Here is a 10,431-nt window from a genome sequence, read left to right as displayed (position 1 = left end):
CCGGGCAGCCGCCCGAGATCGGGACGCCGCAAGTATTCGGACCGATCCGCCGCCAAGCTGCGCACATGCACCGGCTCCCCCACCCCCAACTCCGCGGACTCTCCCCCGCCGCGATCACCTTCTGGCGGCTCATCGACGACAGTCCCGCCCTCCAGGCCCGGGTGCACCGGCTCGACGAACGCTCCGAAGCCGCACTGGCGCAAGCACTCTCGGAGACGACGGGCGCGACGCCGCAGGACTGCGCACCCCGGCTGGCCGCCGCTGCCCTGGCCGGGCTGAACCGCGCGCTGCACGCCGAGATCCGCCGCGGAATCCTGGCGGGCGAGGATCCGGAAGCGGTGCGCGCCAAGGCGATCGAGGCCGCCACCGACGGATTCGATACCGCACTGGGCGGACTCGCGGACTACGCGACGCGACCCCTGGACTGAGACGTCGGGGTAACCTGTGACCGACCGGTCGGTCACGCATGGCGCGAAGGGGACGCCGAGCGGCCGGGCGGCACGAAATCCGGGAGACCCCATGCGATCCGCACTCCGCTGCCTCGCCCTCGTCCTGCTCTCCGCCGCCTCGATCGCGGGAACAGCCGCGGCCGAGGAACCGGATCCGTCCTACAGCTATTTCGGCGGGCTCGCCGCCGAACTCGCCGCACCCGGGCAAGCGCCGCCCGGCGCGAACGACTGGTCGTGCAAACCCGCTGCGGCACATCCGAATCCGGTAGTCCTGCTGCATGGACTGGGCAATCAGACGGTGGGCTGGAACACCCTGTCCCCGGTCCTCGCCGATGCCGGGTACTGCGTCTTCACCACCACCTACGGTGTCGGGGCGCTCGGCGACGTGATGGGCGCGCTCACGCCGATCGCCGAGAGTGCGCGGCAGATCTCCGATTTCATCGATCGGGTCCGCGCCGCCACCGGCACGGACAAGGTCGATCTGGTCGGCCACTCGATGGGCGGGGCGGTGCCGTTCTACCTACTGAACCACCTGGGCGGGATTCCGAAGATCGATCGCTACATCGCGCTGGCCGCCCCGCTGCACGGGTCGACGGTCAGCGGCATCGCGAGCCTGCAACCGCTGCTCGAATCCACCGGGCCAGGAACACAACTCGTCGACCAGTGCGGCCCGTGCGAACTGTCGCCCGGCTCGAAGGTCGCCGTCGACCTGAATGCCGACGCGGCCATCGCGCCGGATATCCGGTTCACCACGATCGTGACCCGCTACGACGAGATCGCGACCCCGTGGACCACCGGCCTGCTCGACGGCCCGAATGTCGACGCCGTGGTGCTCCAGGACCTGTGCCCGACCGATTACACCGAGCATTTCGAGCTGCCCGCAGATCCGGTCGCGGTGCGCGTGGTGCTCAACGCGCTGGATCCGGCGCACGCCGAACCGGTTTCGTGCACGGTGGTGCTGCCCTTCGCCGGGCCGGTGCGATAGCCGATCGACATGCGAGTGCCCCAGGTCACACTTCCGGCCCATCGGTGACAGCCAGCACCCGCAGAAACTCTCCGGTAGGGTCGCGAGCGGGACGGAGGTGGTACCGCAGAAAGGGGGGTCGGCCCCATGAAATGGATCCTGACCCCGGACGAGTTCGCGATGATCTGGACCCGCGAAACCGATCTGGCCCGCCGTCCCTACCCGCTGGACACTTCGCCCGCGGCGCTCGGGAACACCGACGGCACAACACGATTCAGCACGCCCCCGTGGGGCGCTCCACCCCCGCGCTTCCTGCGCCGCACCGATCCGGAGCTGGCCGCCGCGCTGGCGCTGTGCGCGCGCACCGACACCACCACGGTCACGCTCTACGGCGAGCACACCACCGGGCCGCGGGCGCGCCGCATTCTCGCCTTCGCGGCGGTGGCACAGCAGCGGGCCGGAATCCTGGTCTCGCTGCCGGACACCGTGACCGTATCCCTGTGCCCGGCAGAGCAATTGGGCCGGGAACTGGTGGAGGTCATCGGCTCGGCGCCGCCCGGACGGTTGGAGCCGCTGCGCGAACCGCAGCAGGCGGTGCTGTATCCCGACGCCACCGGCACCGGCGAGGAGGCCGACCGCTTCCGCCGCAAACTGCGCGAACCCGTGGATGGGCGCGGATTCATCACCGTAACGGTCGAACCCGCGAATCCGCTGTCCCCGCCGACCCGGCACCGGACGTGGCTGGACTTCTCCGGCGACGGCCGCTACCTGCTCACCACGGCCGCGGACCTCACCCTGACCCCGGTCACCGACGAGGAGCTGGCCGCGCAACTGGTACTGCTGGCGCGGGTCTGATCCGGCTGGTGCGCGGTTCGATTCGGCCCGGTTGCCTGCGGGAAACCACATCGCGTGCTACGCATGAGGAATGGCGAAGGCGACATCATGGTCCAAACCGGTCACCAAGGTCCTACGGGCCGATGGCGTCAAGGTGAACGATCTGAGTACATCCGCGACTCCGGGCTTCAAGGGTGACAAGAAGGCCGGTGAGCAGTTGCTCGCCGAACGCGCCGCGGTGCTGTCGGATCTGCAGGAGAAGCTCTACGCCAACGGCCGTTCCGGCGACAACCGCAGCGTGCTGCTGGTGCTGCAGGGCATGGACACCGCAGGCAAGGGCGGCATCGTCCGGCACGTGATCGGTTCGGTGGACCCGCAGGGCGTGGATCACGCGGCCTTCGGGGTGCCGACCGCCGAGGAGCGGAAGCACCACTACCTGTGGCGCATTCGCAAGCAGCTGCCGCGCGGCGGCCAGATCGGCGTCTTCGACCGCTCGCACTACGAGGACGTGCTGGTGGTGCGGGTGCACGACATGGTGCCCCCGGAGGTGTGGGGCAAGCGCTACGACGAGATCAACAAGTTCGAGCGCAAGCTGGTGGACGACGGCACGGTCGTGGTGAAGGTGGCCATGTTCGTCTCCCTCGACGAGCAGAAGAAGCGGCTGCAGCAGCGGCTGGACCGGCCCGACAAGTACTGGAAGTTCAATCCGGGCGATATCGACGAGCGCGCGTTCTGGCCGCAGTACCAGGAGGCGTACCAGGCGGTCCTGGATCGCACGAACACCGACTACGCGCCCTGGTACGTGCTGCCCTGTGATGCCAAGTGGTACGCGCGTCTGGCCGTCACCGAGTTGCTCATCGACGCGTTGCAGAGTCTGAAGCTGGATTGGCCGCCCGCCGACTTCGATATCGCCGAGCAGAAAAAGCGGCTCGCCCAGGCGTGATTCACACCCCCTAAGGGTGAATTCTGGCCGTCGCGCACGGAAAATCGCTCGTCGTGGGTGCACCGAGCGCGACTCGGCGTACCCCGGTGCAGGTTTCTCTCAGGTTCTCGGGTGAAGATGGGGCCGCACGTGTCGTGACAACGGAAGGCGTGGTGAGCTCAGGGTGAGCAAGAAACCGACGGGTCAGAATCCGCTGGCGAAGGCGGCTGCCGCCGACCGCAATCGGAAGATCCTCATCCAGGTGGGCGTGGCCGTCGTGCTGCTCGGACTGATCGCCGGCATCGGCATCACCCTGGCCGTGCGCAAGCACAACAACGACAAGGCCGAGGGCGCCAACACCTTCCACTGGGATGCCGCGCAAGGCGCACTGGTGCCGCCGAACCTCACCCCCGAGGGCGCCATCCGGATCGACAACACCGGCGTCCCCGCGCCCGCGGGCAAGCAGAAGGTGTCCGTGCGCGTCGTCGCCGACATGCAGTGCCCGGCCTGCGACATGTTCGAGAACGCCAACGCCGATGCCCTGAAAAAGGCCGTGACCAGCGGTCAGGCGGTCGTCGACTACAACATCATCAGCTTCCTGGACCGGGCCTCCAACGGTAATCAGTTCTCCACCCGCGCCGGTGCGGCCGCCTACGTGATGTACGAGGCCGACCCCACCAAGTTCCAGGGCTGGCTGGCCGAGATGTACCAGAAGCAGCCCAAGGAGAACGGCAACGGCATGAGCGACGACCAGCTCATCCAGATCGCCAAGGACGCCGGCTACACCGATCCCGCGGTGGCCCAGGCCATCAAGGACGGCCGCTACGTCCAGTGGATCAAGACGCAGACCGACAAGGTCTTCGCCACCGGCGTGAAGTCCACCCCCACGGTCTACGTGAACGGCACCCAGGTGCAGGACCCGCAGGCGCTCATGAGCCCCGGCGGCATGACCGCGGTGATCGAGAACGCGGCCAAGTGATGATCTCGGCGGGACCCCGCTCGGCGTGGCCGCTGCTGCTGGGTGCGTTGATCGGCTGGGCGGCGTCGGTGACGCTGCTGGTCGAGAAGTTCAAGTCGCTCACCGAGCCCAACTACAAGCCGCTGTGCACCATCGACGCGACCATCTCGTGCACGACCGTCATGGAGTCCAAGACGGCGTCGATGTTCGGATTCCCCAATCCGATCATCGGCGTGGTCGGGTTCTCGGTCTTCGTCACCATCGGCCTGCTGCTGGTGGTCGGAATCTCGTTGCCGCGCTGGTTCTTCGGCGGCATGTGGCTGGGTCTGCTGGCCGGCGTCGCCGCCATCGGCTACCTGGTCTGGGACGCGACCTTCGAGATTCACGCGCTGTGCCCGTGGTGCATGGTGGTGTGGGCGGTGACCCCGGCCATGTTCGCGATCGTGACGGGACTGCTGTTCGGTCGCTCGCGCGGCCTGCTGCAGATCCTGGTGGAGTGGCGCTGGACGCTGGTCGCCATCTACTACGCGATCATCATCCTGACCGTGTACATCCAGTTCCAGTCGTACTGGAACAGCAAGTTCTAATTCGGCGGGCGATCTCTAATTCGGCGGGCCCACGGTGAGCGTCACGCTCACCGTGCGGTGACCGCCGTCGGCGTCGCTGACCTCGAGCCGCACCACATCGTCCGGTTTATGGGCGTTGAGTGCGGCTTTCAGCATTTGTGAGCTGGTGATGGGCCGGTCGTCGAGGGCGGTGATGGTCTCGCCGTCCGCGATCCCGGCGGCATAGGCGGGCAGCCCGTAGATGGCCACGTCGACGTGCGCGCCGGTGGGCTGCGCGTCCGAGGTGAGAATGCCGAGGGTGGCGGTGGGTCCGATGTGCACGGTGTCGGTGGGGGTGCCGGAACGGATCTGGCGCACCACGTTCATGGCGGTGTCGATGGGCACGGCATAACCGTTGGGGCCCTTGCCCAGTGCCTTCGACGCATCGCCCGAGGCGGCGGTGATGACGCCGATGACCGCGCCGAAGCGGTCCACCAGCGCGCCGCCGGACTGCCCGGCGGCCACCGCGGCCGCGACCTCGATCATGCCGTGCAGCGACTTTCGCGACAGGTCGGCCGCGTTGCGGGCCACGATGGCCGAATCGAGATTGGTGATCGGGCCGCCCACCGCAGTGGGCGAGCCGGTGCCGCCCGCATTGCCGATGGCCAGCACGGCATCGCCCAGGTGCAGCATGGCGGAGCTGCCGATGCGGGCGGCGGGCAGGCCGTCGGCGCCGGTGAGATCCAGCAGGGCGATATCGGCGTTGGAGTCGTAACCGGCGACGGTGGCGGTGTAGCTCACGCCGGTGCCGACATCCGAAACCGTCACGGTGTCAGCGCCTTTGATGACGTGATGGCTGGTGAGCACCTCACCCCCGCCGGTCAGCACGATGCCGGATCCGGCCGCGCCCAGGCCGTAGGGGCGGATGCCCGCGGTGATGTTCACCAGCGCCGGTTCGGCCACCCGGGAGACCAGGTCGACGTCCAGCGGGGGCAGCGACGGGCCGACCAGGCTGGCGGTGGTGGCGTCCTCGTCGAAGGGCCAGCGCGGCAATTCGCCTCGGTAGCAGAGGAATCCGGTGAGTCCGACGATCGCGGCGAGGAACAGTGCCAGCCACCGGCCGCCCCGGCCTCGGCGTCTACCGTCGTCCACGGACCCTCCCGACTTGCCGATCGCCCGTCGGCTCGAGCTGTACCTATTCGGTGTACCAGTATTTCAGTGGCTCAGGGCGGCAACCAGCAACATGAAAACCACACCGGCCAGTGTGCACAGCAGGGGTCCCTTCGAGGGTTTGCCCGCATGTGCCTCGGGCAGGATATCGGCCGTGGCGAGGTAGAGCAGGAATCCCGCGAAATAGCCGAGATACAAGCCGACCAGTTCGATCGGGACCTTGACCAGGGTGCCGATCACCGCGCCGACCACCGGGGCGAGGGCGTCCAGGATCAGCATCACCATGGCCCGTTTGCGTGCATTGCCGTAGAGCGTGGTCAGGGTGAAAGTGTTGAAGCCGTCGGCGAAGTCGTGGCAGACGACCGCGATGGCGACCGCCGCGCCCACCGCGGCACCGGCCTGGAAACCGAAACCGATGCTCAGACCATCGAGCAGACTGTGGAAGACCAGCCCGCTCGCGGCCAGGATTCCCAGCGAGCTGAAATCGTGTCCGTGCTGGTGAGCGACGTACTCGTCTTCGTAACCGGTATGGATGGCCATCGACTGCTCGATGATGTGCACGGTGAAGAAGCCGACCACCGCGGCCAGCAGCGGCACCGGCACGCCGAGCACGATCCGATGGTCGGCCTCCAGGGATTCGGGCATCAGATCGAAGGCCACCACGCCGAGCATGACGCCCGCGGCCAGCCCCAGCACCAGGCGCTTACGATCGCCGATGCGCGCCGCCATCAGCCCGCCGATCAGGGTCGCGCACATCGAGAACAGCGAGATCAGAATCGCCACCGTGTCAGCATGCCGAGCGTTTGCCATCGCATCGGCACGCCGCGCCGAGCATGCGATATCCGACCCTGGTTGGTGATCGTGGGCATGCGGGAGTAGGCATGACTGCATGAGCACTGCTGCCGCATATGCCGTTTCCGCCCCCGACGGGGCCTTCGAGAAGATCGCCATCGAGCGCCGCGAGGTCGGGCCCCACGATGTGCTGATCGACGTCAAATACGCGGGCATCTGCCACTCCGACATCCACACCGCCCGCAACGAATGGCACGGGACCGCCTACCCGTGCGTGCCCGGGCACGAGATCGCGGGCATCGTCGCCGCCGTCGGCTCCGAGGTGACCCGGCACAAGATCGGAGATCGGGTCGGCGTGGGCTGCATGGTCAATTCGTGCGGGACCTGCGAAGCCTGTCTGGCCGGGGAACAGCAGTACTGCACCAAGAGCCTGGTCTGGACCTACAACAGCCGCGTCCCGGCCGAGCAGCAGTCCGGCGGATACACCCTCGGCGGCTACTCCACGCAGGTCGTGGTGACCGAGAACTTCGTGCTGTCCATTCCGGAGGGCATCGGGCTGGATGTGGCCGCGCCGCTGCTGTGCGCGGGCATCACATTGTTCTCGCCGCTGCGGCACTGGAACGCCGGGCCCGGCAAGAAGGTCGCCATCGTCGGCATGGGCGGGCTCGGGCACGTCGGGGTGAAGATCGCCGCCGCCATGGGCGCGGAGGTCACCGTGCTGAGCCATTCGCTGTCCAAGCAGGAGGACGGACTCCGCTTCGGCGCGCACCACTACTACGCCACCGCCGACCGCGCCACCTTCAAGCAGCTGCGCAGCTCGTTCGACCTGATCATCAACACCGTGTCGGCGGACCTGCCGATCGACGACTACCTCAAGCTGCTCAAGCTCGACGGCAGCCTGGTGGTGCTGGGCCTGCCCGACAAGCCTTATGCGGTCAAGGCTTCCACGCTGGCCGGGTTCCGGCGCTCGCTGTCGGGATCCATGATCGGCGGCATTCCGCAGACCCAGGAAATGCTGGACTTCTGTGCCGCGCACGGCATCGGCGCGGAGATCGAGGTGATCTCCGCCGACCGCATCGACGAGGCCTACGACCGCGTGGTCGCCTCGGATGTGCGCTACCGCTTCGTGATCGACACCGCCACCATGTGATTCCGCCGGAGTGTGTCCGCGCCGTTGTGTCGGCGCGGACACACTTCCAGCGTGAGCGGGCGGACAGAGAATCCGGCCGCCGATCCGCACCATTGTCTTGCGCGGGAAACAACCACCCGAACCCGTGAAAGACCAAGGAGCAGATCATATGTCGACCATTGCCAAGCGTCTGGTGACCATCACCGCCGCCGCGCTGTTCGTCCTCCCGGTGGGCGCGGGCATCGCCGCCGCCGCGCCGACCGGAACGGGCGTCGCCCGCGCCGATCACGATGACGACTACTGGTACCACTACTACTGCGACCGCGATAATTTCGGCTTCAACTGGGATTACTGCTGGAGCCACTACCACGATCGCTACGACCGGGAGCACCATCGCGAACACAACCGCGACCACTGGTGACCCGTCCGCCACGAGAGCCCTTGTCGCGGTAGCGGATCCGGCGGCGATGTCGCCGCCGGACGCTCGATGACCGAGCCCTCCGCCACCGCTCCCGCTACTGCCCGGCCTGCTCGTGCAGGGCCTTCTTCGCGGCCTCCTGGACCTTGTCCACCGCGGCCTCGAACTTCCCGTCGGTCTGCTGATCGATCAGATCGCCGGCCTTGTCGATCAACGGCTCCAGCTTGTCGGCGTGCTGGCCCGCCAGCTCCGCCGCCTTGCCCGCCGCATCCTTCAACTGGTCGAACATGCCCACGATCCACACTCCTGTCATCGAAAACGCTTCGCTGACAGGCTAACCGCCGCTCAGTTCACCGGCGGCGGGCTGAAGATGCCGAAGCGGTTGCCGGAGGTGTCGAGGATCTCGGAGAAGACCAGCCCGTTCTTGGCGGTCACCGGCTGCACGAACACCTTGCCGCCGGCCTTCTCGGCCGCGGCCAGGATCTCCGGAACGTCCTGTACCAGAACATAGAAGATGGCGTGATTGGCCGACGCGTCGTCCAGATGCGCGATGCCGCCCGCGGGCATCTCCTGGCCCGGGTAGGTGACGATGTCGTACTTGCCGTCCTCGTCCGGATCCGCCGCGAAATTCCAGCCGAAGAGTTCCTGGTAGAACGCCTTGACCTGCTCGGGCTCATTGCTGCCGACCTGGAACCAGGCCACGGTGTTGAAGGGTGGGGTGCTCATCTCGTCTCCCGGAGAGTTGTGGTGGATTCCCTTGCCCCACCACGATCTCGTCGCGTCGCGACAACCCCCTGTCGGTGTTTCCGGCCCGATTTCGAGCTATCCGAGCGAGATCATCCGGATCTCGTGCACCGGCTCGGCCGGCCGACACATGTCGATGGTCCGCTCCGGCCCGGTCCACTCAGTCAGTTCGATGGCCTTCATCCGATCCAGCCGGAAATTGCGTGGTTCGTCACGCAGGCGGCACCAGGCCACCAGGTACCAGCCATTGGTGCCGTGCAGCAGCGCCACCGGCTCCACCTCGCGCGCGCTGAGCACGCCCGCGGCGTCCAGATATTCGATGCGCAGTACCCGCCGGGCCACGACGGCCTGCTCGACCTCCGGCGGAATCGGCATCGGCGCGAGGGCTTCGGGCGCCTCCATGATGTGCACCCGCTGCGCCAATCGCTCTGCGGCGTCGGCGTTCTGGCGCGACATGGCGGCGAGGATCTTGCGCAGCGCGCTGCGCCCGGCCGCCGCGAACGGGCCGTCCCCCGCCCGCGCGACCGCCACCCCCAGCGCCACCACCTCCGACGCCGTGAAATTCAACGGCGGCAACGACATGCTCTTCTCCAGCGCGTACCCGCCCCGCCGCCCCACATCGGCGTAGATGGGCACCCCCGACTGCTGGAGCGCACTGATGTCCCGCTCCACCGTCCGCACACTCACCCCGTGCCGTGCGGCCAATTCCCGTGCGGTCTTGAGTCGCGGCGACACCGCCCGCAACTCCTCGACGATCGCGTAGAGCCGATCCGTGCGGTTCACGCCCACACGGTAACGCCCCCCACCGACAACCTCAGTTCCCCGACTTCCACGGCGGATCCTGCTGAACCTGATCCCCCTTCTGGTTGTAGCTCTCGTACCACTGCTTCTCGGTCTCCGGATCATCCACCGGCTGATCGCTCTTCCCCGTCGGATCCATGGCCCGTCCTCTCTCGAAAATCTATGGACCACACGCTAATCCGGGCTTCGTGACCGAATCATGACGGAAATGCGAAAACCCCGGTCCGATCCGGGATCGGACCGGGGTTCCGGTCGGGAGATCTACTGCCTCAGGCGGTTTCGCCCGCAGCGGCTTCGGCGCGGCGGCGGACACGGCGGGCGGCGGCGACCAGGTTGCGCAGGGACGGGTCCAACTGCCAGTGGTGGCGGGTCTTCAAGCCACCGTCGGGGTTGGCCCACAGGCGTTCCGGGGTGACGGCTTCGGCTGCGGCGGTGAGGAGTTCGTCCAGCTCGTCGATGTCGGGGATGCGGGCCGAGCGGGATTCGTAGACACCGGGACCGACGCCGTGGGTGAGGCCGCGGCCTTCGGCGCAATCCTCCTTCAGCGCTTCCAGCACCCATTCGATGGAGCGGGTGGCCACGATGGCGGTGACGTCGGCGTCGAGTTCCTCGATCGCCGCCACCACGTCGCCGCGGCTGGAATAGCCGATGTGCGTGTGGATCTGGGTCTCCGGCTTGACGCCGGAGGTGGCCAGCTTGAACGCG

At 67.5% G+C, this 10,431-nt stretch carries 14 protein-coding genes and 1 pseudogene; 8 read left to right on the top strand and 7 right to left on the bottom strand.

Annotated elements, in window-relative coordinates; translation table 11 throughout:
* From ACWELQ_RS25940 to ACWELQ_RS25915, 6 genes are all read left to right on the top strand, one after another.
* The coding region (locus ACWELQ_RS25940) for an acyl-CoA-like ligand-binding transcription factor (protein ID WP_452399649.1) at nt 1–428 on the top strand (428 nt) is incomplete at its 5' end.
* Between the two features lie 91 nt (nt 429–519).
* The gene (locus tag ACWELQ_RS25935; protein ID WP_452399648.1) at nt 520–1,434 is read left to right on the top strand and encodes a lipase family alpha/beta hydrolase; all 915 of its coding nucleotides are present in this window, start codon (nt 520–522) and stop codon (nt 1,432–1,434) included.
* Nucleotides 1,435–1,560: 126 nt separating this feature from the next.
* On the top strand, nt 1,561–2,268 hold the full coding sequence (locus ACWELQ_RS25930) for an ESX secretion-associated protein EspG (RefSeq protein WP_452399647.1): 708 nt from the start codon (nt 1,561–1,563) through the stop codon (nt 2,266–2,268).
* Between the two features lie 70 nt (nt 2,269–2,338).
* Entirely contained in the window at nt 2,339–3,190 is an 852-nt protein-coding gene (locus tag ACWELQ_RS25925; protein ID WP_452399646.1) for a polyphosphate kinase 2 family protein, read from the top strand.
* Nucleotides 3,191–3,353: 163 nt separating this feature from the next.
* Nucleotides 3,354–4,148, top strand: coding sequence for a DsbA family protein (locus ACWELQ_RS25920; protein ID WP_452399645.1), 795 nt, complete (start codon nt 3,354–3,356; stop codon nt 4,146–4,148).
* The gene (locus ACWELQ_RS25915) at nt 4,148–4,714 is read left to right on the top strand and encodes a vitamin K epoxide reductase family protein (protein ID WP_452399644.1); all 567 of its coding nucleotides are present in this window, start codon (nt 4,148–4,150) and stop codon (nt 4,712–4,714) included. The genes ACWELQ_RS25920 and ACWELQ_RS25915 overlap by 1 nt, the downstream gene beginning before the upstream one ends.
* 15 nt (nt 4,715–4,729) lie before the next feature.
* Here the strand turns inward: ACWELQ_RS25915 and ACWELQ_RS25910 are convergent, their stop codons facing one another.
* Nucleotides 4,730–5,824 (bottom strand): S1C family serine protease, encoded by a 1,095-nt coding sequence (locus ACWELQ_RS25910; protein ID WP_452399643.1) that lies wholly within the window; start codon nt 5,822–5,824, stop codon nt 4,730–4,732.
* Nucleotides 5,825–5,887: 63 nt separating this feature from the next.
* Nucleotides 5,888–6,625 (bottom strand): ZIP family metal transporter, encoded by a 738-nt coding sequence (locus tag ACWELQ_RS25905; protein WP_452399642.1) that lies wholly within the window; start codon nt 6,623–6,625, stop codon nt 5,888–5,890.
* 106 nt (nt 6,626–6,731) lie between these two features.
* Between ACWELQ_RS25905 and ACWELQ_RS25900 the strand changes: the two genes are divergently transcribed.
* Nucleotides 6,732–7,784, top strand: coding sequence for an NAD(P)-dependent alcohol dehydrogenase (locus ACWELQ_RS25900; protein WP_452399641.1), 1,053 nt, complete (start codon nt 6,732–6,734; stop codon nt 7,782–7,784).
* A gap of 148 nt (nt 7,785–7,932) precedes the next feature.
* Nucleotides 7,933–8,184: a hypothetical protein gene (locus ACWELQ_RS25895; protein WP_452399640.1), complete on the top strand. Its 252-nt coding sequence runs from the start codon at nt 7,933–7,935 to the stop codon at nt 8,182–8,184.
* Between the two features lie 94 nt (nt 8,185–8,278).
* Here ACWELQ_RS25895 and ACWELQ_RS25890 read toward each other — a convergent pair whose 3' ends face one another.
* The 5 genes and pseudogenes from ACWELQ_RS25890 to ACWELQ_RS25870 form a co-directional block, all read right to left on the bottom strand.
* Nucleotides 8,279–8,494, bottom strand: a complete 216-nt coding sequence (locus tag ACWELQ_RS25890) for an antitoxin (protein WP_379360531.1) — start codon at nt 8,492–8,494, stop codon at nt 8,279–8,281.
* A 32-nt stretch (nt 8,495–8,526) separates the two neighbouring features.
* Nucleotides 8,527–8,907 carry a VOC family protein gene (locus ACWELQ_RS25885; protein WP_452399639.1) on the bottom strand — a complete coding sequence of 127 codons (381 nt, stop codon included), beginning with the start codon at nt 8,905–8,907 and terminating at the stop codon, nt 8,527–8,529.
* 96 nt (nt 8,908–9,003) lie between these two features.
* Nucleotides 9,004–9,708, bottom strand: coding sequence for a helix-turn-helix transcriptional regulator (locus tag ACWELQ_RS25880; protein WP_452399638.1), 705 nt, complete (start codon nt 9,706–9,708; stop codon nt 9,004–9,006).
* Nucleotides 9,709–9,739: 31 nt separating this feature from the next.
* On the bottom strand, nt 9,740–9,865 hold the full coding sequence (locus ACWELQ_RS25875) for a hypothetical protein (protein ID WP_452399637.1): 126 nt from the start codon (nt 9,863–9,865) through the stop codon (nt 9,740–9,742).
* 130 nt (nt 9,866–9,995) lie between these two features.
* A pseudogene (locus ACWELQ_RS25870) lies at nt 9,996–10,431 on the bottom strand (5-methyltetrahydropteroyltriglutamate--homocysteine S-methyltransferase); the annotation flags it as partial.

The sequence above is a fragment of the Nocardia sp. NPDC004722 genome, from assembly GCF_053601505.1.
The sequence above is the reverse complement of the archived record's forward strand: the minus strand, read 5'-3'. Positions and strand labels throughout refer to the sequence as shown.

Coding starts and splice junctions, on each gene's coding strand:
- ACWELQ_RS25935 (WP_452399648.1), top strand. CDS start 520: ATGCGATCCGCACTCCGCTGCCTCGCCCTCGTCCTGCTCTCCGCCGCC.
- ACWELQ_RS25930 (WP_452399647.1), top strand. CDS start 1,561: ATGAAATGGATCCTGACCCCGGACGAGTTCGCGATGATCTGGACCCGC.
- ACWELQ_RS25925 (WP_452399646.1), top strand. CDS start 2,339: ATGGCGAAGGCGACATCATGGTCCAAACCGGTCACCAAGGTCCTACGG.
- ACWELQ_RS25915 (WP_452399644.1), top strand. CDS start 4,148: ATGATCTCGGCGGGACCCCGCTCGGCGTGGCCGCTGCTGCTGGGTGCG.
- ACWELQ_RS25900 (WP_452399641.1), top strand. CDS start 6,732: ATGAGCACTGCTGCCGCATATGCCGTTTCCGCCCCCGACGGGGCCTTC.
- ACWELQ_RS25895 (WP_452399640.1), top strand. CDS start 7,933: ATGTCGACCATTGCCAAGCGTCTGGTGACCATCACCGCCGCCGCGCTG.
- ACWELQ_RS25890 (WP_379360531.1), bottom strand. CDS start 8,494: ATGACAGGAGTGTGGATCGTGGGCATGTTCGACCAGTTGAAGGATGCG.
- ACWELQ_RS25885 (WP_452399639.1), bottom strand. CDS start 8,907: ATGAGCACCCCACCCTTCAACACCGTGGCCTGGTTCCAGGTCGGCAGC.
- ACWELQ_RS25875 (WP_452399637.1), bottom strand. CDS start 9,865: ATGGATCCGACGGGGAAGAGCGATCAGCCGGTGGATGATCCGGAGACC.